The organism is Streptomyces sp. NPDC093085 (assembly GCF_040683935.1).
Taxonomy (GTDB): domain Bacteria; phylum Actinomycetota; class Actinomycetes; order Streptomycetales; family Streptomycetaceae; genus Streptomyces.
This window is the reverse complement of record NZ_JBFBFB010000003.1, coordinates 489,734-516,139: the sequence shown is the minus strand read 5'-3', so window position 1 is coordinate 516,139 and position 26,406 is coordinate 489,734. Positions and strand designations below refer to the sequence as shown.

Below are 26,406 nucleotides of genomic sequence, written 5' to 3'. Positions count from 1 at the left end.
TCCTTGAGGGAAGCGGAGGGCGGCGAGCGAGGAGGGGCAGCGTGCGAGCAGCGGAGGAGGGACGGTAAGCGGAGAAGGTCTCTCCGCTTACCCGACCACCGTAACACGTAAGTGGAGAAGCCATCTCCGCATGGCGCCCCGCAGAGCGTGGAGTGCCCTGGACCGGTCGTAGGGGGGGGCGGCGGCAGGAGGGGTCAGGAGGGGTAAGGGCAGGTGTAACGGCAGGGCTAACGGCCGGGATGACCTCAGGGGTGGTGCGCCCGGGCTTCATCGGGCGCCGCCCCTCGCGGTGCCTCCGGACGTCCGGACGCCAGGTCGGCGGCGGCGAAACGCCTGGCCGTGAGCGGCCTCGCCATCGTGGCGGGGTGGGTGCGGTAGGCGCTGAAGTCCCGCCAGTAGCGCTCGGTCCTGGCCCCCTGGCGGAGCGCGCTCGACCCGCCGGTACGGACGAGGAGGTCCATCGCCTCCGTGACGTACCGATCGCCCTGCGCGCCCAGGCTGGTCAGGCGCAGATCGTCCACGGGGCCGAACCTCCCTTCGCCCCGGGCCTCGCGCTCGCAGAACGCGTGGTACAGCTCTCCCATCCGCCAGAGCACCGCCTCCGCCGCGTCGAGCAGGGAGCACGCCTCGCCGTACCACTCCTGGTACTGGGCGTCGTCCGCGCGCACCCCGTGCGGGTTCCACATCGGCGCCTTCTCCAGCAGCGCCGACCGGTACTCGTCGAGCATGGCGTGACCGATGCCGGCCGCGACGGCGAGCGTCTCACCGAAGAAGAAGCCGCCGAAGCGTCCTCCGTACATGGGGTTGCCGTGCAGAGCCGCGCCGACGGGCTCGGCCCACAAGGGGTCCTGCCCGTCCACCTCGCGCACGTTGCCGTACGGCACCACGGCGTTCTCCATCCGGAGCGAAGGCGAGCCGGTGCCCCGCAGGCCGAGGATGTCCCCCCAGTCGTCGAGGACCGCGTACCCCGACCGGGGCACCACCGCGATACCGAAGCGGGGCGCGCCCTCCTCGCCGGGAGGCAGGGCGACGGTGCCGAGCGCGTGGGTCGAGTACGGCGCCCCGGAGTTGTAGCTCCATGTGCCCGTCAGCTCCCAGCCGTCGGCGTGCGGGACCGCGCGGACCGACGGGACCATCCGGTGCGGTGCGATGAAGTGTCCGTCGGCGCCCATCGCCCCGGTCTGGACATCGGGGCCGAAGAGCGAGGCGAACGGGAGCACATGTCCCGAGCCGAGGGCCAGACACCAGCCCGTGGAGGGGCAGCCCCGGGCGATCTCGACGACGACCTGGTAGAACTCGGACACCCGCAGCTCGTAGCCGCCGAAGGTCCTGGGCTGGAGCATGCGGTAGAAACCGTTCCGCCGGAGGAGGTCGTGGGTCTCCTGCGAGTAGAACGTCCGCCGCTCGGTCGCCTCCTGCTCGGCGCGGAGGTGGTCGCGCAGCGCGCGGGCCCGCAGCAGGAAATCGTCGGCCGTGAGGCCGGGTTCGGGCTGGGCCAGCACAGTCCCCAGCGGGCGGAGGCCGGTCGTCGTCATCGTCGCTCCTCGTTCTCACCACGTGTCCGGTTGGGATCCCGGTACCGGCGAGTCTTACGGCGCCGGTGCGCCCCGGGCGGAGGACCGGGCCGGACACGGCGGAAACCGGAACGGATGGCGGATCGGCGTGCCGGGGGGATCGGCGCCGGTGGGGAGCGGCCGGCGGGGAGGCGCCGGTGAACGCTCGGGGCGGCGCGTGCGTATCCGTGGGTGTGATACGCCTTCATCCGCGCCGGCGGCGCGCGCCGTTGACGTTGTCGTATGTGCCGAGCCGGAAGCCGGGCCAGAAGCCGGGCCGGAAGCCGGGCCGGAGCCCGAGGCCGGCCCCGAGGCCGAGCCGGGGATTCCGGCCCGTCGTGGCGGGGCTGATGGCCGTCGGGGTGCTGGGCCTCGCCGGGTGCGGGGGGAGCGGGGGGAGCGGGGACTCCGTGCGGGAGGACTCCGGGAAGGCCACCGGCGCTGCCACCGGCGGCGACGGGGGGAGCGCCGGACCCTCCGCCGTGGCGGCCGGGCCCGCGACCGTGGAGCAGTTGGCCGAGGCCGTCGGGTGCACGGCCCAGATCAGGATGACCGTCGAGGACTACCGGCAGGGCGTCTGCAAGAAGGGCGGGACCGGGTACACGCTCATCACCTTCACCACCGAGAAGAACAAGCGCGACTGGGTCGACTACGCCCAGATGTACGGCGGCACCTACCTCATCGGCACCCGGTGGGTCATCGGCACGGACGACGAGAAGAACGTCAAGGGTGCCCAGGGCAAGCTCGGCGGCTCGGTCGAGGAGGGGCAGGGGTACGACTCCTCCGGCACCGGGGACGGCAGCGGCGTCGCCAACAGCGGGTGAGGGCCGGGGTGACGGGCCGGGCAGGGGGTTTCGGGGCCCCGGGTGCCGGAGGGGTCGTCCGCGGTCCGCCTAAGGGGTGGTGATGGCGGGGCGCGGCGGCGTCGGCATGTTGTCGCCTATGAAGAAGCTCGGGTGCGGCGGCTGGTTGTACGCCGTGTTCTGCCAGGCCAGCGCCGTCCGGTACATCCGGTCGTGGAGCAGCGTGGTGATCTTCCGGTCGGTCGGGTACGGCGTCGAGTAGATCCGCAGGGCCGTGTTGTCGCTGGTGGGCCAGATGACCTCCTCGCGCCAGTCGCCCAGGATGTCACCGGAGAGCGAGGGCGTCGCCTTCGTACCGTTGTTGGAGTGCACCCCCGAGCCCGTCAGCAGCCGGGTGTCGCCGGAGGGGCCGTACTTGTCGATGTGCGTGCCGTCGAGGAGTTCGCGCACCGGGTCGCCGTCCCACCAGGAGAGGAAGTTGGTGGAGGAGGGCTTGCGGCCCAGCGCCGCGCCGGTGGTGCTGCGCAGCGAGCCGTCCGCGGCCGACCACGACTCCGCGCCGGGGCTGCCGGCCCAGATGTCGCCCGCCACGCCGCGCCCGTTGTCGCCGGCGGCCGGCGTCGACCAGAGCACCTGGCCGGTCCTGGCGTCCGCGAAGTACGAGGAGGGCTTCGAACCGTCCTCGTCCACCTTGAAGTATTCGAGTCCCGGGCGGGACGGGTCGAGGTCGCCGAGGTGGGCCGCGTCGCCGTGGCCGTTCTTGTTGGTCCACAGGCCGGCCCCGTTGTCGTCCACGGCCATCGAGCCGTAGACGATCTCGTCGCGGCCGTCGCCGTCGACGTCCCCGATGGCCAGCGCGTGGTTGCCCTGCCCGTCGTACCCCTTGCCGACGTTGGTGGAACTGTTCGTGTCGAACGTCCACTTGCGGACGAGCTGACCACCCGTGAAGTTCCAGGCGGCGATCACCGTACGGGTGTAGTAGCCGCGCGCCATGATCAGGGAGGGCGTGGCCCCGTCGAGATAGGCGGTGCCGGCGAGGAAGCGGTCCACGCGGTTGCCGTACGAGTCCCCCCAGGAGGCGACGGAGCCGCGCGGCGGCACATAGTCGACGGTGGAGAGCGCGGCGCCGGTCTGGCCGCTGAACATGGTCAGGTACTCGGGTCCGTCCAGGACGTACCCGGAGGAGTTGCGGTAGTCGGCGGAGGCGTTGCCGATGACCCGGCCGGTGCCGTCGACCGTCGCGTCGGCGGTCTTCATGGCGACCTCCGCCTTGCCGTCGCCGTCGTAGTCGTACACCTGGAACTGCGTGTAATGCGCGCCGGAGCGGATGTTGCGGCCCAGGTCGATACGCCAGAGCCGCTGCCCCTGAAGGGTGTAGCCGTCGACGATCGTGTTGCCGGTGACGCCCGACTGGGAGTTGTCCTTCGCGTTCGTGGGCTGCCACTTGAGGACGATCTCCAGCTCGCCGTCCCCGTTGAGGTCGCCCACGGAGGCGTCGTTGGCCTCGTACGTGTAGTCGGAGCCGCCCGGCGGCACGGAGATCGGCACGTCGAAGTACCCGGCCCGGAACTGGATCGCGTGGGGCGAGGCGGCCTGCTCCGTACCGTTCACGATGGCCCGCACCGTGTAGTCCGCCGAGTTGGGCGCGTCCTTGTGGAGGTAGTTGGTGGTGGTGATCGGGTCCGTGTTGACCTTGAGGGAGCCCCGGTAGAGGTTGAAGGTGACGTTGTCGGGGTCGGTCCCCAGCCAGCGCCAGCTCACCAGGTTGTCGTTGCCGGTGTGGACGCTGACCAGGCCCCGGTCGAGGCGCTCCATGCGGGAGGCGGCGAGGAGGGGGGAGGCGTCGGTTGCGGAGACAGATGCCTCGGCCGAGGTGGCGCTCGCTGTGGGGGAGGCCAGGGCGGCCACCACCGCGCCGGTCACCGCCAGCACGGCGAAGGGGCGGCGGCGTGGGCGGGGGCGTGGAGTGCCCGGGGAGGGGGTTCTGAGCGGCACGGAATCCTCCAGAGGGGGGTGGGGGGTCGGGGCCCTGTGCCCTCCGGTCGCCTCCGGGACGGGAAAGGTTGCCGCCCCCCGGCCCCCTTCTGCCCCCGGCCCCCCTCTGGCCCCCGGCCCCCCGCTTCTCTCTCCCCCCCCCGGGTAGCCCGTCCGCTCCCCGGACTACGCCCCGGACCCCTCCCCGGCCCCCTCCGGAGCCTCCGCCTGCCGCGTGACGTACTCCGCGAGCAGCCGCGCGATGTGGGTCTCCGACGCGGCCTTGCCGATGCCCGCCTCGTGGAGCACCCCCGTACCGTTCTCCAGCTCCAGCAGGGCCAGCAGGATGTGCTCCGTCCCGATGTAGTTGTGCCCCAGCCGCAGGGCCTCCCGGAACGTCAGCTCCAGCGCCTTCTTCGCCGCCGCGTCGAACGGCACCAGCGCCGGTGTCGTCTCCGCCCGGCCGGGCAGCGCCGCCGTCGCCTTCTCCCGTACGAGGTCGAGCGGCACCCCCTGGGCGACGATCGCCTGCGCGGCGATGGTCCCGGGCAGGCCGAGCAGGCCGAGCACGATATGGGCGGTGCCGATCTCGTCGTTACCGGCGGCGTGCGCCGCGTTCTGCGACCCGACCACCGCGCTCCGCGCCCCGGGGGTGTAGCGGCTGAACCCCTCGCTCGGGTCGAGGGTGAACGGCTCGCCGGCCTTCGGTACGAAGCGCTTCTGGGCGGCCTGCTTGGACACGCCCATGCTGCGGCCGATGTCGGTCCAGGAGGCGCCGGAGCGGCGGGCCTGGTCCACGAAGTGGCCGATGAGGTGGTCGGCCACCTCGCCGAGGTGGTCGGCGGCGACGACGGCGCTGGAGAGCTGTTCGAGCGCGTCGGTGTGGACCTTCTTGATGCCTTCGATCAGTTCGTCGAGACGGACCGGGTTGGTCACCTGGGCGGGAGCGGACGTTGCGTTCTGCGGGTCCTGAGGACCCTGAGTGGGATTCTCCATGCGTCAACCTTAGGTTGACGATATGCGGACCGTCAACCCAAAGTTGACGATGGTCGGCCGCCTCGTTTCCGGGTCACTCTGTTTCCGGCTTTCTCTGTTTCCGGGTCTCTCGCACCTTGTCTTCGTGTGCGCTTCAACTCCTACGGTCCTCTCCATGGACACCACGGACGCCATGAACACGGACGCCATAGACAGAACGCTGGGGCGGAGCGGAATCGCCGTCGGCGCGCTCGGCTTCGGCTGCTGGGCGATCGGCGGCGAATGGCAGGACCCCGACGGCTCCCCGCTGGGCTGGGGCGCGGTGGACGACGACGAGTCCGTCGCCGCGATCCGGCGCGCGCTCGACCTCGGGATCACCTTCTTCGACACGGCCGACACCTACGGCACCGGCCACAGCGAGACCGTCCTCGGGCGGGCCCTGCGGGGCCGGCGCGACGAGGCCGTCATCGCCACCAAGTGGGGCAACGTCTTCGACCCGGAGACCCGCACCCGCACCGGCGCCGACCTCACCCCCGGCTACGCCCGCCGGGCGCTCACCGACTCGCTGCGCCGCCTCGGCACGGAGTACGTGGACCTCTACCAGCTCCACATCGGCGACGCGCCCCCCGAGGCCGCCACCGAACTCCAGGAGCTGTGCGAGGAGTTCGTACGGGAGGGGCTGATCAGGGCGTACGGCTGGTCCACGGACGACCCGGAGCGGGCGGCGCTCTTCGCGCGTGGGGAGCACTGCGCGGCCGTCCAGCACACCTGCAACGTCCTGGAGGACACGCCGGAGATGCTGGCGCTCTGCGCGGAGCTGGGGCTCGCCAGCGTGAACCGGGGGCCGCTCGCGATGGGCCTCCTGGCCCGCCACGGGGATACGGCGGGTACGCGGGACGGCGGTGACATCCGCTCCGTACCGCCGGGGTGGCTGCACTGGTTCCGTACCGGCGGCGTACCGGCCCCGGAGTGGGCGGCGCGGGTCGACGCCGTACGGGAGGTGCTGATGTCCGACGGGCGCACCCTCGCGCAGGGCGCCCTCGCCTGGCTCTGGGCGCGCGGCCCGCACACCCTGCCGATCCCCGGCTTCCGCTCCGTCGCCCAGGCGGAGGAGAACGCGGGGGCCCTGCGGTACGGGCCGCTGGGGGAGGCGCAGATGGCGGAGGTCGCGGGGCTGCTGGCGGGCGACGCGGTGGCCCCGTAAGGCCATCCCGTACGGGACGAACCCGCCCTGAGGGCGAGCCCGTCCTGGGGACGAGCCCGTCCTGGGGACGAGCCCGTCCTGGGGACGAGCCCGTACGGGTCAGGCGGTCACAGGGGAGCCGCCTGCCCCGTAGGGGACTCAGGGACCGGGAGGGCGTACGGACGCGCGTGTACGGGCGGCCGGCGCCCTCCGGGTCAGATGGCGCCCTCCAGGTCAGACGGCGTCGTCCGGGATCCGGGCGCCCGTGCCGCTCACCCGGACGCGCGGGTCGCCCGCCCGCAGCTCGACGGTCAGGACACCGGGCCGGCCCATGTCCTCGCCCTGGTGCAGGGTGAGGACGGCGCTCCCGTCGACGGCGCCCACCTCCCGTACGTACGCCCCGAAGGCGAGCGCGGCGGCGCCGGTCGCCGGGTCCTCGACCACCCCGCCCACCGGGAACGGGTCGCGCACATGGAACACCTCGGCCGATTCCCGCCACGCCAACTGGACGGTGGTCAGGTCCAGTCGGCGCATGAGCGCGGCGAGCCGGTCGAAGTCGTACGCGAGGTCCGCGAGACGGGCCCGGCTCGCGGCGGCCAGGACGAGATGCCGGGCGCCCGCGTAGGCGATACGGGGCGGCAGCGCCGGATCGAGATCGCCGGCCGGCCAGCCGAGCGCGGCCAGGGCCTCTCGTACGTCGTCCTCGGCCACCCCGGTGACGTACGGCTCGACCCCGGTGAGCGTGGCCCGCAGCGCGCCGCCGGGGGTGCCGCCGGGGGTGCCGCCGTCTCTGGTCACGGAGACGGGCACGGCCCCGGCGGGGGTCTCGAAGACCAGCTCGCCGGGGCCGGAACGCTCGGCCAGCGCGATCGCGGTGGCGACGGTGGCGTGCCCGCAGAAGGGCACCTCGGCGACGGGGCTGAAGTACCGCACGCCGAAGACGCGCCCGCCGTCCCCGTGCGCGGCCCCGTCCCCGTTACCGGCCTCGTCCCCGGCCTCGGGGAGCCGGGTCAGGAACGCCGTCTCGCTGTACCCCACCTCCGCCGCGATCGCCAGCATCTCGCGGTCGTCGAGCCGCGTCGCGTCGAGCACGACCCCGGCGGGGTTGCCACCCCGGGGGTCGGCGGAGAACGCGGTGTAACGAAGGACGGGAGGGAGATCAGGAGAGGTCATACGCGTCACCAACGGGCCGGGTGGTGTCGCGTATTCCGGTGTTCCGGTGTTCCGGTGTCCCGGTGTCCCGGACCGGACTCCGCCGGGGATCCCGCCCAGTACCTGCGGGCGGTCCCGTACGGGCGGTCCCGTACGGGCTCATCCCGTACGAGCGCATCCCCTACGGGCGGCCCCGTACGGGCTCCGCCCCGCCGTCACCCCCGGCCGATGTACGGCATCGCCGTCGCCATCACCGTCGCGAACTGCACATTCGCCTCCAACGGCAGCTCCGCCATGTGCAGCACGGTCCGCGCCACGTCCCGTACGTCCATCACCGGCTCCACCGCCAGCTCCCCGTTCGCCTGCGGCACGCCCTGCCGCATCCGCTCCGTCATATCGGTCGCCGCGTTGCCGATGTCGATCTGGCCGCAGGCGATCCGGTACGGACGGCCGTCCAGCGACAGCGACTTGGTGAGCCCCGTCATGGCGTGCTTGGTTGCGGTGTACGCGACGGAGTCGGGGCGCGGGGTGTGCGCGGAGATCGACCCGTTGTTGATGATCCGGCCGCCCTGCGGTTCCTGCGCCTTCATCAGCCGGAACGCGGCCTGCGCGCAGAGGAACGAGCCGGTCAGATTGGTGTCCACGACCCTCCGCCACGCCGTGTAGGGCAGGTCGGCGACGGTGACGCCGCCGGGGCCGAAGGTGCCCGCGTTGTTGAAGAGCAGGTCGATCCGGCCGTACCGCTCCCGTACCGAGGCGAACAGGGCGTCCACGTCATCGGGCCGCGCCACATCCGTCCGTACGGTCAGGACGTCGCCCTCCGGCCCGGCGGTGCCGGCCGCGCCCCGGACCTCCTCGGCGGTCCCCTCCAGGGTCTCCGTCCGGCGCCCGGCGAGCACCACCGCCCAGCCCGCGCCCCCGAGGGCCACGGCGACGGCCCGTCCGATCCCCGACCCGGCGCCGGTGACGACGGCGACCCGCCGCCCGCCCCGGCCCGCGCTGTCCGTGCTGTCCGCGCTGCCCGTGCTCTTCGTGCTCTCCGTGCTGTCCGTCTTCCGCATGGCGTCGCCCCTCAGCCCTGGTCGTCCGCCGGATGGCCGTCCGCCGGATACCGGACGCCGATCCGCTCCCGTACCGCGTCCAGCGTGCGCATGACCGCGAGGGTGCCGGCCAGCGGGACCAGCGGGGATTCCCGTTCGCCCGCGCGGAGGCAGCGCATCGCCTCGGCCGCCTCGTACTGGAGGCCGTGGGAGGCCGCGTGGGCCAGCGGGCCCGTGCCCGCCCGGAACTCTTCCGGCTCCGCGCCGTCGCGGTGCAGGACGAAGCTCTCCGCGTGGAAGAAGCCGGGCGGTACGTCGATCCTGCCCGCCGTGCCGGTCACCGTCGCCGCCGCCGGGGTGCGGGCCGTGATGGAGCAGGAGAGCAGCGCCGTCGCGCCCGAGTCCCAGCCGAGCAGCATCCCGGTGTTCAGGTCGACACCCTCCGGGGAGAGGAGCGCGTCGGCCTGGACGCGGTCCGGCTCGCCCAGCAGGAGGTGGGCGAAGGCGACCGGGTACACCCCCAGGTCCAGCACCGCGCCGCCGCCCAGCGCCGGGTTCCGCAGCCGGTGTCCGGCGGGGAAGGGGCCGTTGTCGCCCCGGATGCCGAAGTCCGCCTGGACTGTACGGACCTCACCGATCGCCCCGTCCCGCACCAGCTCGGCGAGGTGCCGTACGACCGGGTTGCAGTACGTCCACATCGCCTCCATCAGGAAGACGTCCCGCTCCCGGGCGAGCGCGACCAGCTCGCCGGCCTCCCGGGTGTTGAGCGTGAACGCCTTCTCGCAGAGCACCGGCTTGCCGGCGGTCAGCGCGAGGCCCGCGGCGGCCCGGTGCGCGGAGTGCGGTGTCGCGACGTACACGATGTCGACCTCGGGGTCGGCCACCAGGCCCGCCCAGTCGCCGTACGCGCGCGGGATCCCGAACCGGCCCGCGAACTCCTTCGCCGGCTCCTCGCTCCGGGACGCCACCGCGACGATCTCCGCGTCCGGCAGCCCGCCCGCGTCACGGGTGAACCGCTCGGCGATGCCGCCCGTGGCGAGGACGCCCCAGCGCACGGGGCGGTCCTGCGGGAGTGGTGCTGTTGTCATCGCTGCCTCGATCGCTCGGTTGGTCGCTCGGTCACTCGGTCGCTCGGCCGCTCGGTCGGTCGGTCGCTCGGCCGGTCGCGGTGCGGGGCGAGCTGCCCGGCTGAGCTGAGAGCATAGATGCGGATTCAACGACATGGAGAGATGGATGCAGGACGGCTGTCGCACCACTGAAGAAAGCACCACGCGTACCACACCCATACGGTCCGAGCAGCCTCGCTCGGCATCCGGCCAGGCCACCCCGACCGCCCCGGCCACCTCGACCGCCTCGACCGCCCCGGCCACCCCGGCCGCCCCGGCGGCACAGGGAGCACCAGCCGTACCGCCCGCCGTCGTCGCCGCGCGCCGGGCCGGGCTGCTGGTGACCCTCATCCTCGGAGGGCTCACCGCGCTGCCGCCGCTCTCCATGGACATGTACCTCCCGGCGCTTCCGGCCGTCACCCGCTCCCTCGGCTCCACCGCCGCCACCGCCCAGCTCACCCTGACCGCCTGCCTCGCCGGGATGGCGCTCGGCCAGATAGTCGTCGGTCCGATGGGCGACAAGTGGGGGCGGCGCAAGCCGCTGCTCGTCGGCATGGCCGTGTACGTCGTCGCCACCGCCATCTGCGCCTTCGCGCCCACCGTCGAACTCCTCATCGGGTTCCGGCTGCTCCAGGGCCTGGCCGGCGCGGCCGGGATCGTCATCGCCCGCGCCGTCGTACGCGACCTCTACGACGGCATGGAGATGGCCCGCTTCTTCTCCACCCTCATGCTCATCTCCGGCGTCGCTCCGATCATCGCCCCGGTCATCGGCGGGCAGGTGCTGCGGCTGACGGACTGGCGCGGCATCTTCGTCGTCCTCACCGGGGTCGGCGTGGTGCTCACCTTCGTCGTCTGGAAGTGGCTGCACGAGACCCTGCCCGAGGAGCAGCGCCACAGCGGCGGCGTCGGCCACGCGCTGCGCACCATGCGCGGGCTGCTCGCGGACCGGATCTTCACCGGCTATCTCCTCGCGGGCGGGCTCGCCTTCGCCGCGCTCTTCGCGTACGTCGCCGCCTCCCCGTTCGTGGTGCAGGAGATCTACGGCGCATCCCCGCAGACCTTCAGCCTGCTCTTCGGCGTCAACTCCATCGGCCTGATCGCCGTCGGCCAGATCAACGGCAAGGTGCTGGTCGGCCGGGTCTCCCTCGACCGCGTACTCGCCTTCGGCCTGCTCGTGATCGTGGGCGCGGCGCTGGCGCTGCTGCTGATGACCAGCGGGGTGTTCGGCGAGGTCGGGCTGATCCCGGTCGCCGCCGGGCTCTTCGTGCTGATGTCCGCGATGGGGCTCGCGATGCCCAACACCAACGCCTCCGCCCTGATGCGCACCCCGCACGCGGCGGGCTCGGCGTCCGCCCTGATCGGCACGGCGTCCTTCCTGATCGGGGCGGTCGCGTCGCCGCTGGTGGGGATCGCGGGCGAGGAGACGGCCGTACCGATGGCCGTCGTCCAACTGGTGTGCGCGGTGGGGGCGCTGGCGGCGTTCGTCGGTCTCGTACGACCGTGGCAGCACCAGCCGCCGATGGAGACGGGCGCCGGGGCCGGTGGCCGGGGCGGCGCGGGTCCGGCTTCCTCCTAGCCTTCCCCACCCTGACGTGGGCGCGGGGGAGTGAGGGGGAGCGCGCGGGAGTGAGGGGCTCGCGGGGAGCTTGGGCTCGCGGGGAGCGCGCCCCTCAGCTCACTCCGCCCGCTCCGTCCTCCTGGACCTGGCCATTCCCTTGTCCATTCCCCTGACCGTCCCCCTGGCCATTCCCCTGGCCGTCTTCCCCGCTCCGGCCCGGCTCCGGGACCGGGGTCTCCTCCGGGGCCGGCTCCTGTTCCTGGCCCGGCTCCTGGCGGTGCGGGTACCCCGTCAGGTGCGACCTGTCCTTGCCGTCCGTCCACCGGAACAGCCCGATCCCGGCGATCTCCGCCCCCGGAATCCGTACGTTGAGGGCCATCGTCTCCGGTGTCGCCGTCGTCAGGTCCACCACGACCGGGGCGCTGCCGCCGCCCGCCAGCGCGTCCGAGGCGCTGCGCGCGCTCCGCGCGCCGTACGCCGTGCCGTCGTCCGTGACCGTGGTCAGCATGAGGGGACGCGTGCCGTCCTCCTCCTCGAAGCAGTACGCGCGCTTCTCCCGCAGGTCGAAGGCGAGCCGCCCGGCGACCAGGTACTCACCGTCCCGGGAGATCACGAGCTGCGGGTCCTCCGCCGATCTGATCGCGGGTTTACGGCACCGGGCCTGGAGCACCGCCTTGCCGGTGGCCGCGTCGTGCAGCACCCACAGTTCGTGCGTACGGGCGTCCTTCGCCTCTTTCTTTTTCTGCCAGGTGGCGAGGATGTAGCCGCCCGCCTGCGAGGCCGGTACCCCGGTCGCCGGGTCCGCGTCCTTCGGCGCGACCTTCCTGCTGTACCAGCCGCCGCGCACCCAGAACTCCTTGGCGCCGCTCACCAGCAGCCCCTTGGGGGTCGTACCCCGTACCTGGGTCAGGGTGCGGCACTCCTTGCACTCCTTGGGGTAGCCGAGGGCCCCCGGTGGGACGCTCACGATGTCGCCCTTCGCCGGGTCGATCACCGCCGTCGTCGCCTTGCCGTCGCTGATCAGGATGGAGGGGCCGGAGGCGGTGATCTTCGGCGGGTCGGGCCAGGGGAGTTCGATACGGCGCGCCCTGCCGTCCGAGGCGCGGAAGATGTCGAGCGAGATGAACGAGTCGGAGGGCTGCCCGGGCCCCTGGTCGACCCGCCCGTACGACCAGGTGACGAAGTACTCCTGGGCCTCTTGCTCCTCCGGGGCGTCCTGCTTCCCGTCGCCCTTGGCGTCCTGGGCGCCCTGGGCGTTCTCCCCGTCCTTGCCCTTGTCCCCGTCCTTGGCCTGGGCGTCGTCCTTCGCCTTCTCCCCGTCCTTGGCGTTGGCGTCGTCCTTCGCCTTGTCGTCCTTCTCGTCGTCCTTCTTCTTGTCGTCCTTCTTGTCCCCGCCCTTGTCCCCGCCCTTGTCCCCGGCCTTGTCCCCAGCCTTTTCCCCGGCCGGTTCCTCGGCCTTCCGTACCGGATCCGCGGAGACCGACAGCAGCCGGGGGAAACGATCCGGCGGATAGAGGGTGCGCCGGGGTTCGCCGTCCCAGGCGGGCTTGCCGTTCTTCGGGTTGATCGTGCGGATCAGGTACTCGTCGTCATCGGTCCGCGCCAGGTAGGCGATGAGACCGCTGGACTGCGCGACGGCGTACGTCGGCGAACTGTCCGTGATGTCCCAGCCGTTCGTCGTGTCGTACGTGTCCGGTACGACGAGCTGCGGGATCCGCGGGGCGCTGCTCGCCGACGCGCTCGCCGTCGGCACGCTGACGCCGGGCCCCGCCTTGTCGCTCTTCCTGTCGGCCGGGGGGCCGCAGGTGACGAGGAGGAGCAGCAGGGCGAGCAGCACCCCGCCGACCGCCAGGGAGGTGCGTACGATCCGTTCGCGCCTCGTCGGCCCGTCCCCCAGGGGACGGTTGTGACGCGTCGTTCTCAGCATCCCCGTAGGCCCCACGAGTCTGCGCCCTATCCGCTGGAACATGGTGGCCATGGTCCCCGTGGTCCTCCTGTGAGAGCCCGCCCCGTGCTGCAAGGCGGCCAGCGTAGCAACTGGTCATAGGGGGCTCGGCGTTCGCTCCTGGGACGGGCGCGGGGGCGGGCACAGGGGTGCGCGCGGGTGCCCGAGTGGGCGTCGGGTCCTGCCCGCTTGCCTACAATTCGGCGGTGAACGCCACCCTCTCCACCGCGGAAACCCTGCGCTCCCGGCTCGGCCGGCTCCTCGACGGGCTCCCGCCGAAGCAGGCCGCCCAGGCCGTCGACCGCCTGATCGCCCACTACCGGGGCACCACCCCGACCGACGCCCCCGTCCTGCGGGACCGTTCGGACGTCGCCGCGTACGCCGCGTACCGGATGCCGGCCACCTTCGAGGCCGTAAGGGCCGCCCTGGAGGCCCTGGCCGACGCGGTGCCGGGGTGGGCGCCGGGCGGCCATGTGGACGTGGGCGGCGGTACGGGGGCGGCGGTGTGGGCGGCGGACGCGGTGTGGGGCGGGGACGACGGGAGCGGCGCCGGTGGAACCCCCCGTTCCACCACCGTCCTCGACTGGGCGGAGCCCGCCCTGGCGCTCGGCCGGGAGCTCGCGGAGTCCTCGGGGATCCCCGCCCTCCGCGCCGTCCGGTGGCGCACGGGGCGGATCGGGGAGGCGCTGCGGCTGCCCGAGGGGAGCGACCTGGTGACCGTCTCGTACGTTCTGAAGGAACTGGCGGAGCGGGACCGTGCCGCCCTGGTCACCGAGGCCGCGCGGGCGTCGGCCCAGGCCGTGGTGATCGTGGAGCCGGGCACCCCCGACGGCTATCTCCGGGTCATCGAGGCCCGGGATCTGCTGATCGGCGCGGGTTTCCATGTCGCGGCGCCCTGTCCGCACGACACCGCCTGCCCGATCGCGCCCGGCACCGACTGGTGCCACTTCTCGGCCCGGGTCAGCAGGTCCTCCTTGCACCGGCAGGTGAAGGGCGGCTCGCTGCCGTACGAGGACGAGAAGTTCAGTTACGTGGCCGCCGTACGGTCGGTCCCGGACCGGGCCCCGGCCAGGATCGTCCGGAAGCCGCAGCTCAGGAAGGGGCAGGTGCTGCTGGAGCTCTGCACGGCCACCGACGCCCTGCGCCGCGAGACGGTCACCAAACGCCATGGCCCCCTGTACCGCGCGGCGCGGGACAGGGGGTGGGGGGAGAGCTGGCCTCCGGAGGAGGACCAGGGCTGGCCCGGGGAGTGACAAGCCCTCCGTAGCCCGGAGGGGTTGTCGGACGGCGGCGGCGGCGGCGGTCGGCGGCGGCGGTCGGCCCGTATCCATGTCCGTTCACCGTTCACCGTTCACCGTTCACCGTTCACCGTTCACCGGTCACTGATCACCGGTCACCGGTCAGACGAGCCGCCGCACATCCTCCAGATAGTGCAGAACGGCCGCCACCCGCCGGTCGACCCGGTCGGCGGGGGAGAGGTCGAGCTTGGCGAAGATGGAGCGGATGTGCTTGTGGACCGCGCCGTCCGTGACCACCAGCCGGGCGGCGATGGCGCTGTTGCCCAGCCCCTCCGCCATCAGGGCGAGGACATCCCGTTCGCGCGGGCTCAGCCGCTCAAGCCGGGTGTCCTGGCGGGAGCGGGTGAAGAGCTGCGCGACGATCTCCGGGTCGATCGCGGTGCCGCCGTCCGCCACCCGGTACAGCGCGTCGAGGAACTCCTCGACCCGGCCGACGCGTTCCTTGAGCAGATAGCCGAGGCCGCCGACGCCGCCGGTGAGGAGCTGGGTGGCGAAGCTCTGCTCGACGTACGCGGAGAGCACGAGCACCGCGAGACCGGTGTGCCGGCTCCGGGCCTCCACGGCCGCCCGGATCCCCTCGTCGGTGTGGGTGGGGGGCATCCGTACGTCGAAGATGGCGACATCCGGGCGGTACGTGTCGATCGCGGCCAGCGCCTCCTCGGGGGTCCCGGCGGTGGCGGCGACGTCCAGCGACTCGGCGTGGAGGAGGAGGGCGAGCCCCTCGCGGAGCAGCGGGTCGTCCTCGGCGATCACGACCCGCAGGCTCCGGTCAGGGGCGGGGCCGGTGCCGGGGCCGGTGCCCGGAGCGTGGGCGAGGGGGGTTTCACGTTCCACAGGGGAGATCCACTTCCAGGGTTGTCGGACCGCCGGGCGGGCTGGCCAGGCGGAGAGTGCCGTCATGGGCCGCCACCCGGCGGCGTATCCCGGTCAGCCCGGAACCACCGGCGGCGTCCGCGCCGCCCCGGCCGTCGTCGGTGACGTTCAGCAGGAGCCGCCCGCCCCGCGTCCGTACCGTCACCGTCGTATGCCGCGCGCCACTGTGCTTGGCGACGTTGGTGAGGGCTTCGGCGACCACGAAGTAGGCGGTCGCCTCGACGGAGGCGGCGCAGCGCTGCCGGGTCTCGACATCGATACGGCACGGAACCGGGGACTCCGAGGCGAGCCCGGTGAGCGCGCCGGCCAGCCCCCGGTCGTCGAGCACGGGCGGGAGGATGCTCCGGGAGACGGAGCGCAGCTCGGCCAGGGCCTGTTCGGCGGCGGACTGGGCGCGTTCCAGGATCTCGTCGGCGCGGGACGGGTCGCGGGCGACCTGGCGGCGGGCGGCGCCGAGGAGGACGGAGACGGAGACCAGCCGGTTCTGGGTGCCGTCGTGCAACGCCCTTTCGATACGGCGGAGTTCGGTGGCGTGGGCGTCGAGGGCCGCGGCGCGGGTGGAGGTCAGCTCGGCGACGCGGAGCTGGAGGTCCACCTCGGAGCCCGCGGCGAGGTGGCGGCGGCCGGGGGCGGCCTGGAGCCGGGCCATGCCCGGGGTGAGCCCGACGAGCATGGCGATCGCGCCGAAGCCGGCCAGGCCCACGGCGATGGCGTCGGGCCAGGAGCGGGCGACGCCGACCGCGAAGGAGGTGGCGGTGGGGTTCTCGGGCAGCAGCCGCCAGTACAGCGGGAACGTGGTGTCGCGCACGGCGGAGATCACCATCAGGAGCGCGGCGGTGCCGAGCAGGAGGCCCACCGTGGCGTGCCGGACCAGCCAGCGGGCCTCGCGCCGGGTGGTGGGGTCGGCGAGGGCGGCGGTCAGCCGGGTCGGCGGCGGGTCCGGGGCGATGACCTCGGCGCCCCGCCGCCCGAGCCGGGCGCGCTCGCGGCGGGCCAGGGCGTGGAGGGCGCGGAGGGTGAGGGGGGCGAGGAGGAGCCCCACGCCGAGGAGGGAGGTGAGGGCGGTGACGGCGAGCAGGGCGAGCAGGACCAGAGCGAGGAGGGCCGTACCGAGGCCGCCGAGCAGCTCGCCGACGGCGGAGGCGGTACGGGCGAGGGTGACGGCTATGAGCCCTTCGCCGTCGTCACCCCCGCCCCGGCCTCCTCTGCTCTGCGTGCCGCTGGGCCTGGTGCCGGGCTTGCCGCTGGGCCCGGTGTCGGGCCTGGTGTTGGGGGATGCAGTGGCCATCCGTCCGCCTCTTTCCGGTAGTCCGGAACGACCATAGAGGGAACAGGGGTTCCACTTCAGTTCCAGGGCCGGGAAGGTACAGCCTGCTGTACCGCGGACCGGGCCGTACGCGGGATGGGGCAGGGCGGCGACGCTCCGTAATGTCGTCCACACCACCGGAACCCGCCCGAGGAGGCCCCGTCATGACGCACACCACCGACCCCTACCGCCCCACCGCCCAGCAGACGTACAACCAGCAGGGACCTGGTCAGCAGGCGGAGGGCGGGCAGACGGAAGGAGGGCAGGCGGAGGGCGTGGCCCGGGACGGAATGGTACGGGCCGGGCTGTGGACGGTGGTCGTGCTCAGCGTGATCATCAACATGGCGTCCAACTTCGGCTCCCTGCCGATCTGGACGAACCTGGTGAGCGGCGTGGTCACCGTGGCCGCCGTGACGGCCCTGATCGTACGAGCCCGCCGCCACCGCTGAGCGGGCGCCGCGCCTGAGCGGGGGCCGCCCCCTCCCGGAGTGGCGCCGCCCCCTCCCGGAGTGGCGCCGCCCCCTCCCCGAGCGGGGCCGCCCCCGAGCCCGCGCGCCCGCCGGCCGGCTCGCTCCCCGGCCTGGGTTCACTCCTGGCCGGCGGCGCCGGTCAGGAGCAGGGTCACCAGCCGGGTGAGCCGGGGCGCGAAGTCGGTCGCGACATGGGCGAAGACCGGGTCCTGGGCATAGAGCAGGGCCAGGGTGTCCGGCGGGTTCGAGGTCTGCCACTGGGCGGCGGCCATCGCGGTCGTACCGGCGATGACGTCGATTGCCCGCTCGCGGGGGAGCGCGGGCAGGGCCGTGGTCAGGGCCTGGGCGATCCCGGCGACCGCGTCGAGGGTCGCGATCTTGAACTCGCGTACCTGGCGCAGGGTCACCCCGCGTTCGAGGGTGAGCTGCGCGTGGGCGAGGAGATCGCAGAACAGGGCCCGCTCGCCCAGAGTCCCCGCGAGCACGCCCGCGACCTCGCCGGGCGCCATGGGCTCCGCGAGAGCGTCACCGACAGCGGCGGCCCACTCCCCCCACCCCTCCGCGGTCAGCAGCAGGAAGACCGCCTCGCGGGAGGCGAAGTAGCGCAGCACCGCCGACTTGTGGACACCGGCCCGGGCGGCGATGCCGGTGAGGGTGACCGACCGGACCCCGTCCCTCAGGGCCAGCGTCGCGGCGGCCTCCAGGATGTCGTGCCGGCGCCGCTCCTTGTGCTCGGGGCGGCGGGCGCGCTGGAAGGAGTCGGGCGAGGGCGAAGGGGGCGACGACGGCATACGTAAACAATAACGCAACGGCGGCGCGTTAAACTTGCCCAATTAACGCACCGGTGTTTCACTATAGGAAAGGAAGGCGCGACCACGGAAGAAGGAAGCTCTGATGTCTCCGATGCCGGCGAAGACCATCGCCATCACGGGCACCGCCAGCGGATTCGGCTGTCTGAGCGTGCGCCGCTTCGCCGAGGCGGGCTGGAACGTCGTCGCCACTGTCCGCAAGGAGGCGGACCTGGCCGTACACGCCGGTCTGGACCGTGTGAGGACGCTCCTGCTGGACGTCGACGACGAGGACGCCGACCTGCGCTTCGGCGACCTCGCCCGGTCTCGGTTCGGCCGCCTGGACGCCCTGATCAACAACGCGGGTTACTTCCAGTCTGGCCCGCTCGAAGCGGTGACGATGGACCAGGTGCACCGCCAGTTCCAGACCAATGTCTTCGGCCTGGCCGCGCTGAACAAGGCGGTCGTTCCGATCTTCCGCGAACAGCGCTCGGGGGTGATCGTCAACGTCAGTTCGATCAGCGCGGACGCGGGGTTCCCGTACACCTCCGTGTACCAGGCGTCCAAGGCGGCCGTCGCCGCCCTCACGGAGGGTCTCCACGCGGAGCTGGCCGAGTTCGGGGTGCAGGTCAAGGCCCTGCACCCGGGGAGCATGGAGACGAAGATCTTCGGCAAGGCCGACCGCGCGCGGGACGTCCCGGACGACTACACGGAGTCCTGGAACACCTTCGCCTCGCTGAACCTGGTGCGCTCCGACCCGGCGGTCACGGCCGAGGTCATGTTCCGTATGGTCACCGACGGCGACCCCCGCAAGGTCCACTACTACAGCGGCCCGGACGCCGAGGCCGTCCCCCGCGTCAAGCAACTCCTGGGCCAGGACTGGTATCTGGAGGAGCTGACCGCCCGCAACCGAGGCCGGGCCACCCCCCTCTGGAACGCCCTGATGCCCACTCCGGCCCGGACACCCCACTGACCACGGGTGCCGCCGTGCAGCCGGCTCCGCCGCGACATCACGAACCGGGCCCGGAGGGCGGCGCTCAGTGCCAAGCCCTTGGCGCGCATTGCTATCTGCCGGGCCGGGTCCCCTGGGAATGATCGGAGCATGACGAGAAGCGCCGCGTACGGCGCATCGCCGTCAACCAGCCGCCCGCACCTGGCGAGCTGTACCGACAGCGCAGACCGAATGCGCAGACCGACAGAAACAGGGGGAATCATGAGATTCGTACGTTGGAAGGCCGGTGTCGTCGCCGCGTCCGCCGCCGGAATCCTCGCCTCGGGGGTCGCGCTGGCCCCCGCGGCCAACGCCGACGCGTTCCGCTGCGGTTCTTCCGGCAGCGATCCGCGGGCGTGGTGCGCGTATGTGCAGAAGGCGCCGAACGGGCTGAAGGTCCGCGTCAAGCCCAGCACCAGCGCCGACATCGTGTACACCCTTGCCAACGGCGCCAAGGTCGAGGTCGACTGCTGGACCACGGGCACGTCCGTGAACGGCTACAACATCTGGGCCCGCCTCTACTCCGCGAGCGGAACCCGGTACGTCAGCGACTACTACCTCACGACGGGGCGCATCCAGAGTTACGTCCCGCACTGCTGAGAGCACAGCTGAGAGCACTGCTGAAGCCTGCTCAGGAAGCAGGGGTTACCGGGCCGCTGATGTCCTCGGAAGGAGACATCAGCGGTTCCGCCCGTTCCGCTCGTTCCGCTGGGAGCGACGACGACGCGGCGGTGGCGGCGGCGGTGGTCCCGGCGGAGAGGGCCTTACGGCCCTGATGACTTGACGGCCTGACGGTCCTGGCGAGGGCTACCGGCCCAGGGCCTGGCGGATCGTCAGGTTGTGGTGGGTCCGGAGCCGGTACAGCTCCCAGCACGACAGCACCGTCACCGACACCGGAGCCCCGAGCAGGAACACGATCCGGGCGAGGAGCGGGACTTCGGCGTTCTCGTTGTTGATCACGTCGAGCGCGGCCATCACCCACACCAGCAGGGTCGCGAGGACCGGCGGCAGCACCTCGTGGATGTCCGCGCTGCGGAACACGTGCATCAGGCAGAGCCCGATCCCGTACAGCGCGAAGCCGAGCGACCATGTGCAGAGGATGACGATCACGACCATGCCGGGGACCCCGATGGCGTCCCGGAAGGCGGTGGTCTCCGGGTCGGGCGCGACGGCGAGGGGGAACGAGGCCATGGACCCCATCAGCGCCGCCACCGCCCCGAAGGACTTCAGGGACCGCCGCAGATAGAGCCCGCGCAGCGCTCCCCGGGCGGCGTACGCGAAGAGGCCGATCACGAGCGGGAAGGCGCAGACGAGGACGAGCGTGCTGATCCAGCTCTGGTTGAACTTGTCGTCCGCGACGGCCTCGACCCCCTTGGCGGTGTCGACCGGCTTGTACGACATGACCAGCACGAGCCAGGCACCGATCCCGAGCCCCGTCCGCCACATCTGGATCTTGCGCACCGTCAGGTCGTGGACGACGTCGGGCCGCGAGGGCCTGAAGGCGCGCTGGGCGGCGTAGAACGGGTTGTAGAGGCACTTGAGGATCCGCTGCCCCCGCGTCAGCGGCGGCCGGGGCGGCTGCGGCGGACCCGGGTACGGGGGCTGCGGCGGGTACGGCCCCCACCCCGGAGGATGCCCCGGCCGCCCCTGCGGCGGTACGGGGACGGGCCCCGGCTGCGGCGGATAGGGCCCCGGATAAGGCCCTGGGTAGGGCCCAGCGCCGGGCCCGCCGGGCCCGCCGGGGCCGGGGTAGGGCGGATGCCCGCCGCCGGGACCGGGCTGCCCACCGGGCCCCGGGTGACCATTGCCGTTCGTGCTCATGCCGTACGCCCCCGTGATGTTCCGACCTGTGCCACGTGCGGGGCGGGCGGCACCGGATTCATGCCACTCGCTCGGCACGCGGCGTGATCCTACCCATTGCGGAGGCCGAAAACCGCGCATTCCGGGGCCTGTACGGGCGTCGGCGGGTAACGAATCGGCCGACTCGGGGAGTTCGGCGGAGCTGTGGGGGGCGGGGCGCCGGGCGTGCTCCCCGCCCATGCGCCGACCGCGAACCCGCCCGTGGTCACCGACGCCGGTAGGCGGTGGCCAGCACGGAGACGGTGACGGTGACTTGGGTGACCTGGGAGACCTGGGTGAATTGGGTGACGCGGGCGGCCTGAGTGATGTGAGTGGCCTGGGCGATGCGGGCGGCCTGGGTGGCCGGATCCGGCGGGACGCCGTCTTCGGCGAGGTCCGCGTGGCCCATATGGCGTGCGCTGGGCGTCATCGCCACCAGGTCCAGGGCATCGGGCCCGGACAGGGGCGCGGCGTACTCGACCAGTTCGGTGCCGACGGCGTCGAAGAAGGGGCCGAGCCTCCGGTGCAGGCGCTCTTCCTTCGCCGGGTCGACCATGACCATCCCGGGCAGCCGGCCGCGCAGCTCGGCCAGGTGCCGCCCGGTGGGCCGGACCACGATCAACCGGCCGGCCGCACGCAGCACACGGTGGAACTCGGCCGGGTTGCGCGGGGCGAACACGTCCAGCACGACATCGGCCACCCCGTCGGCCAGCGGGAAGGGCCGGAAGACATCCCAGGCGATCGCGGCGGCCCGGGTGTGGGCACGGGCCGCCGAACGCAGCGCGCGTACCGATGTGTCCAGCCCCAGACCACGGGCGCCGGGCAGGCGGTCGAGTACGCCGGCCAGGTAGTACCCCGTGCCACATCCCACGTCCACGACCGTGGCCCGCTCGGTGCCGGGGCGGGCGCCGGGGGCCGCGCCGGGGGCGGAGCCGTGGGCGGCACCGGAGGGAACCGCCGTGGCTGCCAGGCGCGCCGTAACGTCGCGGACAGGCGCGTAGACACCGCTGGACAGGAACCGGGCCCGGGCCCGAACCATGGCCGCGTCGTCGCCGCTGATGGCGCGGCTGCCCGTGAGCAGACCGGCGTAACCGTGCCGGGCGATGTCGAAGGTGTGGCCCGCCGGACAGCGCAGCGCGCGGAGGTCGGCGGTGGGGCGCAGGTGGCCCGCATGGCGTGTGCGGTGTGTGCGGTGTGTGCGACGCGTGCGGCACGTCGGGCAGCGCAACAGGCCGAGGGAGAGTTCGAGGGCAGGCGGAAGCGATACGGGCACGAGGCACTCCAGGCAAGGGGATGGGAAGGACCGTGCCCGCACGCGCACGCGCACGCAGTGCGTACTACGCGTTACCCGTTAGGTGTTACGCGTTACCCGGCAGGCACACCAAGGAGGGCGATGCCGTCCGACATCGCCCTCAACGCCTTCCGATCACAGGAAGCAGCAGTGCGGGGTGCTCATGAATGCCACGCCATGAGTCTATGAGAGGGGCGGGCGGTCGCCTTCGGCCCGGCCGGCACATCACCAGGTACGAGGACGGGACCGGGCCGGCACCGCGATCGTCCCGGAGGTTCGCCGTGCTGCTGCCCGGGCGGGCCATATATCACGTAACCGCCTGCCATGGGGCCGACTATCGGCCTTCATATGGCGAGTTGGCTGCTTTTCATCTGCCCCGTGACTGTCTACAGGCGCTTAATGGTGCTCCCGCGACATGCGGGTGGGAGTGATGACAGCACGGGGGAACCATGGATCACGCAGAACACATCAGACGTGCCGCACGCGCAGCACGCGTCGAACACGCCGAACCTGCCGAACGCGTTGAACGTGCCGAACACATCGAACCTGCTGAACGCGTCGAACCTGCTGAACGCGCCGAACCTGCCGAACCTGCCGAACGTGCAGGAAACGTCGGCGCGTCACGGCCCGAGCCACCGCCCGGAGCCCCCCCGGCAGCACCGCCCGGTCCACCGCCCGAGCAGCCGCCCGGACCGTACGAGCCGCCGCAGCTACCGTCGGCTCAGCGCAAGGGGGCACCTCTGGTCCTCCGGGTCAGCCACCAGATGTTGTGGGTGGGGACGGCGGCCATCCCGCTGCGCAATGTCACCTGGGTCGATGCCTACAGGGTCAAGCCCGACTGGGGCAGGGCTCTCCTCCGCTTCCTGACGATTGTGATCGTCGGCGCCCTGGTCGGTGCCGTGGCCGAGGGCGGGGCGCAAGTCGCGGTGAACGGTGGCGTTTTCCGCGTCATCGTCGCGATCGGCCTGGTCGTCGTCCTCGTCGCCCTGTTCGGGTCGGCGAAGCCGGTACTGGTCGTCGAGATGGCAAGCGGCTCCAAGGTGGTGGTGACCCTGCCGAACATGGACGATCTACGGCAGATCGCCGGGCAGATCGTGTCCGCGATCGACAACCCGAAAGCCGAATTCACCGCGATCGTCAGGCAGCTCAACAACACGAACAACTACGGTCCCGTCGTCAACATGAGCGGCGGTCGGGGGAACACGGGGTTCAAGCTGTGAGCGATACGTCGAATTACCACGGACCCGTGGTCAACATGCATGGCGGGCGCGAGAACATCGGCATCAACTACGGGTCGGCCGGCGGTGCCGCCCAGGAGGCGGAGACCCGCGCCGCCATCGCGGATCTCCGCCAATTGCTCCAGGAACTGCGCCCGCACCTCACCCCGGACCAGGACCGGACCGTCGGGGACGCACTGCCCGTGCTCGATCCCGACCGGGACACCCGGAGCGGGCGCGGCACCGTCCTGGCATCCGTCGTGCGGATCGCGGAGGCCGTCGGCTCGGTGGGCAAGCCCGCAGCGGAGGCGGCGCGGCGGCTGACCGAGCTGCTGAGCTAGCGGCTGGCCACCCTCGCCGCTGTCGGCATTCGGCTACGGCCGAGGGGTATCCATGGCGGACCCGGATCGGCCGGTGGCCGCTGCCGCTGCCAGGGCTGGGGCCGGTCCCGGTCCCGGTGCCGGGGCCTGTGCCCGTTCCGGTGCCGGTGCCGGTGCCGGTGCTTGTGTCGGGCCGGGGCGGGGCAGGGGCGGACTCCGGCGCGTTCGGTGCGGGGGCGGCGTGTCCGTACGCCTTCTGCGCACACGGTGTTACGGGTGGGACAAGGTCGGCCTGATGTGACAAACGAGGCGCTGGGATGGGGAACCGTCCGGCTCAGGCGGGGAGTTCCGTGACGCCGAGGGCGAAGTCCCAGCCGCCCACCCCATGGCGGGCGAGCCCCATCGTGAGCAGGCCTGCTCCTTCCAGCCAGTGGGCCATTCGCAGGCCACCGACGTCCATCGGGCGCATGCCGAGGCTCTTGACGAACGCCGCCACGCTCGCCTTGGCCTCCGCGCTGTCGCCGGCGATGAAGATGTCGGGCCGGCCGTTCTCCAGGACATGCCGGAAGACGGTGTTGAACCCCTTCACCACCTCGGCACCGGCCGGGACCACCTTGGCGGCCTCCTGCGCGACCGAGGTGACCTCGCGGTGGGTCAGACCGTCGAACGTGGAGTTGAAGGGGTTGCTGATGTCGACCACGACCTTGCCCGCGAGGGCGTCTCCGTAGTGGGCGACGGCCGGAACGACACCGTCGGGCAACAGGGCCACGACCACGATGTCCCCGGCCGGGACGCCGCCCCACTCTCCCGTCGTGGTGCCGCCACCGAGAGCCTTGGCCAGGTCGGCCGCCTTGGCGTGATCGCGGCCCATGATCTCGACGGTGTTGCCGCCCGCTACCGCCAGCGCGCCGATGGCGCGGGCCATGTTCCCCGTACCGATGATGCTGATGCTGCTGTTCATGAGGTGTGCTCTCTTCCTTGTTCTCGAAGTTCTCGAAGTTCTCGAACTTTCCTGTTCTCGAACGTTCGCTTCTGCTCCATCTGGCGTCGCGGAGTGCGTCCGCTCAGATCGCCGTGGTGCCGCCGTCGGTGGTCAGTTCCAGCCCGTTCACATAGCTGGAGTCGTCCGAGGCGAGGAACAGCGCGACCGTCGCGATCTCCTCGGGGCGGCCCATCACGCCGCGCGGGATCAGGGACTCGAACTGCCGCTTCGTCTCCTCGTCGAACAACTCCTCCTGCTTGGCGGTGGCGACCTGGCCGGGGGTCAGTACGTTCACCCGGATCCGCCGGTCCCGCAGCTCGTTCAGCCATACGCGGGCCCAGGCCTGCTGCACGGCCTTGCTCCCCGCGTACACGCTCCACCCGGGGTAGCCCTTGAGCGAGGCGTTCGACCCGGTCATGAAGACCGAGCCGCCGTCGTTGAGCAGCGGCAGCGCCTTCTGCACCGTGAACAGCGTGCCGCGCGCGTTCAGTGAGAACGCGCGGTCGAACTGCTCCTCGGTGATCTCGCCGAGCCTGCCCTCCTCGCCCATCCCGGCGCTCGCCCAGAGCACGTCGATCGATCCCTTGTCGCGCCGGACCGTCTCGTACAGACGGTCCAGGTCGGCCAGGTCGGCCGCGTCGCCCTGTACGGCGGTCACGTTCCGGCCGATCACCTTGACGGCGTCGTCCAGCGCTTCCTGCCGCCGGCCCGTGATGAAGACATGAGCCCCTTCCTCGACGAACAGCTTCGCGCCGGCCAGCGCCATGCCGGTCGACCCGCCCGTGACCACCGCGACCTTGCCATCAAGCTTTCCCACGATCACTCCTACGTAAACCGATCTGTGTACTTAAACGTATCCGGCGACCGGCGGGAACGCAAGCTATGTACACCGAGCGGTACCGAACCGGGGTATGATGAAGCCATGACGAAGCTGGAGAAGGGCCCCCAGGGCCGGCGCCGCGGCAGGGGCGCGCGCGAGCGCATCCTCAGCGCATCGCAGCAACTGTTCCGAGCACAGGGCATCAACGGCACCGGCATGGACCAGCTCTGCGCGGTGGCCCAGGTCTCGAAGCGCACCGCCTACCAGCACTTCGCCGGCAAGGACGACCTGGTCGCCGAATACCTGCGCCGATTCGATCCCGACGTCATGGCCGGGGTGTTCGACCGCACCGACCTCACGCCCCGCGAACGACTCCTCGCCGCCTTCGAACTCCCCGCGTCCGGCCCGGACGAACTCACGCCCCTGTGCCCCTACATCGCGGCGACCGTCGAGATCCACGACCCCCAGCACCCCGCGTCCCAATACGCACGCGACTACAAGCTCGCCATCGCCGCGCGGCTCGCCGCGACGGCCCGCGAAGCCGGCGCCGCCGACCCCGAACAACTCGGCGAGCAACTGGCGCTGCTCCTCGACGGCGCCTCGGCCCGCACCCGGGTCCTCAACGCCGAGTCCTTCCCCACCGCCGCAGCCATCGCCGCCGTCCTCATCGACAACGCCCTTCCCCCGACGGGCACCGGGACTGGCACCGGGGCCGACGCCATGACCGGCGCCGCGACCGACGCCGGGACGGATGCCGGGACCGGTGCCGGGACGGATGCCCGGACCGGCACCACGACCGACGTCGCGACCGGCACCGAGTCCGGCACGACGACCGACGTCGCGACCGGCACCGCGAACGGCTGACCCCGGGGGTGCGGGTGCGCCCCCTAGGGGTGCCCCGAGGGCATCGTCAGCGGAATCG

Annotated in this window: 24 protein-coding genes; 10 read left to right on the top strand and 14 right to left on the bottom strand. The window is 72.3% G+C overall.

Going from position 1 to position 26,406, the window contains the following annotated elements:
• Window positions 1-245: 245 nt before the first annotated feature.
• Entirely contained in the window at window positions 246-1,535 is a 1,290-nt protein-coding gene (locus tag AB0O07_RS13015) for an acyl-CoA dehydrogenase family protein (protein ID WP_365631263.1), read from the bottom strand.
• 356 nt (window positions 1,536-1,891) lie between these two features.
• Here AB0O07_RS13015 and AB0O07_RS13010 point away from each other — a divergent pair, with 356 nt between their 5' ends.
• Window positions 1,892-2,377, top strand: a complete 486-nt coding sequence (locus AB0O07_RS13010; protein ID WP_365631261.1) for a hypothetical protein — start codon at window positions 1,892-1,894, stop codon at window positions 2,375-2,377.
• 69 nt (window positions 2,378-2,446) lie between these two features.
• Here AB0O07_RS13010 and AB0O07_RS13005 read toward each other — a convergent pair whose 3' ends face one another.
• Window positions 2,447-4,351: a rhamnogalacturonan lyase gene (locus AB0O07_RS13005; RefSeq protein WP_365631259.1), complete on the bottom strand. Its 1,905-nt coding sequence runs from the start codon at window positions 4,349-4,351 to the stop codon at window positions 2,447-2,449.
• 165 nt (window positions 4,352-4,516) lie between these two features.
• The gene (locus AB0O07_RS13000; protein WP_365631257.1) at window positions 4,517-5,326 is read right to left on the bottom strand and encodes a Clp protease N-terminal domain-containing protein; all 810 of its coding nucleotides are present in this window, start codon (window positions 5,324-5,326) and stop codon (window positions 4,517-4,519) included.
• 154 nt (window positions 5,327-5,480) lie between these two features.
• Between AB0O07_RS13000 and AB0O07_RS12995 the strand changes: the two genes are divergently transcribed.
• Window positions 5,481-6,509, top strand: a complete 1,029-nt coding sequence (locus AB0O07_RS12995) for an aldo/keto reductase (protein WP_365631255.1) — start codon at window positions 5,481-5,483, stop codon at window positions 6,507-6,509.
• 213 nt (window positions 6,510-6,722) lie between these two features.
• On the opposite strand, the gene AB0O07_RS12990 is transcribed toward AB0O07_RS12995, so the two are convergent.
• The 3 genes from AB0O07_RS12990 to AB0O07_RS12980 all read right to left on the bottom strand — a co-directional run bounded on the left by AB0O07_RS12990 (window position 6,723) and on the right by AB0O07_RS12980 (window position 9,768).
• Window positions 6,723-7,661: a PhzF family phenazine biosynthesis isomerase gene (locus AB0O07_RS12990; RefSeq protein ID WP_365631253.1), complete on the bottom strand. Its 939-nt coding sequence runs from the start codon at window positions 7,659-7,661 to the stop codon at window positions 6,723-6,725.
• Between the two features lie 194 nt (window positions 7,662-7,855).
• Entirely contained in the window at window positions 7,856-8,701 is an 846-nt protein-coding gene (locus AB0O07_RS12985; RefSeq protein WP_365631251.1) for an SDR family oxidoreductase, read from the bottom strand.
• An 11-nt stretch (window positions 8,702-8,712) separates the two neighbouring features.
• Window positions 8,713-9,768, bottom strand: a complete 1,056-nt coding sequence (locus AB0O07_RS12980) for a Gfo/Idh/MocA family oxidoreductase (RefSeq protein WP_365631249.1) — start codon at window positions 9,766-9,768, stop codon at window positions 8,713-8,715.
• A 145-nt stretch (window positions 9,769-9,913) separates the two neighbouring features.
• Here AB0O07_RS12980 and AB0O07_RS12975 point away from each other — a divergent pair, with 145 nt between their 5' ends.
• Window positions 9,914-11,362: a multidrug effflux MFS transporter gene (locus AB0O07_RS12975; protein ID WP_365631247.1), complete on the top strand. Its 1,449-nt coding sequence runs from the start codon at window positions 9,914-9,916 to the stop codon at window positions 11,360-11,362.
• 94 nt (window positions 11,363-11,456) lie between these two features.
• Here AB0O07_RS12975 and AB0O07_RS12970 read toward each other — a convergent pair whose 3' ends face one another.
• Window positions 11,457-13,322 (bottom strand): hypothetical protein, encoded by a 1,866-nt coding sequence (locus tag AB0O07_RS12970; RefSeq protein ID WP_365631245.1) that lies wholly within the window; start codon window positions 13,320-13,322, stop codon window positions 11,457-11,459.
• A gap of 173 nt (window positions 13,323-13,495) precedes the next feature.
• Between AB0O07_RS12970 and AB0O07_RS12965 the strand changes: the two genes are divergently transcribed.
• Window positions 13,496-14,542 carry a small ribosomal subunit Rsm22 family protein gene (locus AB0O07_RS12965; protein ID WP_365631243.1) on the top strand — a complete coding sequence of 349 codons (1,047 nt, stop codon included), beginning with the start codon at window positions 13,496-13,498 and terminating at the stop codon, window positions 14,540-14,542.
• 147 nt (window positions 14,543-14,689) lie between these two features.
• On the opposite strand, the gene AB0O07_RS12960 is transcribed toward AB0O07_RS12965, so the two are convergent.
• Together AB0O07_RS12960 and AB0O07_RS12955 are read right to left on the bottom strand one after the other, a co-directional pair.
• Window positions 14,690-15,349, bottom strand: a complete 660-nt coding sequence (locus AB0O07_RS12960) for a response regulator transcription factor (protein WP_365631586.1) — start codon at window positions 15,347-15,349, stop codon at window positions 14,690-14,692.
• A 61-nt stretch (window positions 15,350-15,410) separates the two neighbouring features.
• On the bottom strand, window positions 15,411-16,748 hold the full coding sequence (locus AB0O07_RS12955) for a sensor domain-containing protein (RefSeq protein ID WP_365631241.1): 1,338 nt from the start codon (window positions 16,746-16,748) through the stop codon (window positions 15,411-15,413).
• 182 nt (window positions 16,749-16,930) lie between these two features.
• Between AB0O07_RS12955 and AB0O07_RS12950 the strand changes: the two genes are divergently transcribed.
• Window positions 16,931-17,215, top strand: a complete 285-nt coding sequence (locus tag AB0O07_RS12950; RefSeq protein ID WP_365631240.1) for a hypothetical protein — start codon at window positions 16,931-16,933, stop codon at window positions 17,213-17,215.
• Window positions 17,216-17,352: 137 nt separating this feature from the next.
• Here AB0O07_RS12950 and AB0O07_RS12945 read toward each other — a convergent pair whose 3' ends face one another.
• Window positions 17,353-18,027 carry a TetR family transcriptional regulator gene (locus AB0O07_RS12945; RefSeq protein WP_365631238.1) on the bottom strand — a complete coding sequence of 225 codons (675 nt, stop codon included), beginning with the start codon at window positions 18,025-18,027 and terminating at the stop codon, window positions 17,353-17,355.
• 103 nt (window positions 18,028-18,130) lie between these two features.
• Here AB0O07_RS12945 and AB0O07_RS12940 point away from each other — a divergent pair, with 103 nt between their 5' ends.
• A complete protein-coding gene (locus AB0O07_RS12940) occupies window positions 18,131-18,997 on the top strand; it encodes an SDR family oxidoreductase (RefSeq protein ID WP_365631236.1) in 867 nt (288 codons plus the stop codon).
• Between the two features lie 240 nt (window positions 18,998-19,237).
• Window positions 19,238-19,615 (top strand): SH3 domain-containing protein, encoded by a 378-nt coding sequence (locus tag AB0O07_RS12935; protein ID WP_365631234.1) that lies wholly within the window; start codon window positions 19,238-19,240, stop codon window positions 19,613-19,615.
• A 207-nt stretch (window positions 19,616-19,822) separates the two neighbouring features.
• On the opposite strand, the gene AB0O07_RS12930 is transcribed toward AB0O07_RS12935, so the two are convergent.
• Both AB0O07_RS12930 and AB0O07_RS12925 read right to left on the bottom strand, forming a co-directional pair.
• Complete coding sequence (locus AB0O07_RS12930; RefSeq protein ID WP_365631232.1) at window positions 19,823-20,836, bottom strand: hypothetical protein; 1,014 nt, start codon at window positions 20,834-20,836, stop codon at window positions 19,823-19,825.
• 244 nt (window positions 20,837-21,080) lie between these two features.
• Window positions 21,081-22,127, bottom strand: a complete 1,047-nt coding sequence (locus AB0O07_RS12925; protein WP_365631231.1) for a methyltransferase domain-containing protein — start codon at window positions 22,125-22,127, stop codon at window positions 21,081-21,083.
• Window positions 22,128-22,594: 467 nt separating this feature from the next.
• On the opposite strand from AB0O07_RS12925, the gene AB0O07_RS12920 reads away from it, so the two are divergent.
• Both AB0O07_RS12920 and AB0O07_RS12915 read left to right on the top strand, forming a co-directional pair.
• Complete coding sequence (locus tag AB0O07_RS12920; RefSeq protein WP_365631229.1) at window positions 22,595-23,365, top strand: DUF6232 family protein; 771 nt, start codon at window positions 22,595-22,597, stop codon at window positions 23,363-23,365.
• Between the two features lie 35 nt (window positions 23,366-23,400).
• Window positions 23,401-23,703, top strand: a complete 303-nt coding sequence (locus AB0O07_RS12915) for a hypothetical protein (protein ID WP_365631584.1) — start codon at window positions 23,401-23,403, stop codon at window positions 23,701-23,703.
• Window positions 23,704-24,016: 313 nt separating this feature from the next.
• On the opposite strand, the gene AB0O07_RS12910 is transcribed toward AB0O07_RS12915, so the two are convergent.
• Both AB0O07_RS12910 and AB0O07_RS12905 read right to left on the bottom strand, forming a co-directional pair.
• Entirely contained in the window at window positions 24,017-24,643 is a 627-nt protein-coding gene (locus AB0O07_RS12910; protein WP_365631227.1) for an NAD(P)-binding domain-containing protein, read from the bottom strand.
• Between the two features lie 103 nt (window positions 24,644-24,746).
• Window positions 24,747-25,481: an SDR family oxidoreductase gene (locus AB0O07_RS12905; RefSeq protein ID WP_365631225.1), complete on the bottom strand. Its 735-nt coding sequence runs from the start codon at window positions 25,479-25,481 to the stop codon at window positions 24,747-24,749.
• Between the two features lie 105 nt (window positions 25,482-25,586).
• Here AB0O07_RS12905 and AB0O07_RS12900 point away from each other — a divergent pair, with 105 nt between their 5' ends.
• Window positions 25,587-26,348 carry a TetR/AcrR family transcriptional regulator gene (locus AB0O07_RS12900; protein ID WP_365631224.1) on the top strand — a complete coding sequence of 254 codons (762 nt, stop codon included), beginning with the start codon at window positions 25,587-25,589 and terminating at the stop codon, window positions 26,346-26,348.
• Window positions 26,349-26,406 lie beyond the last annotated feature (58 nt).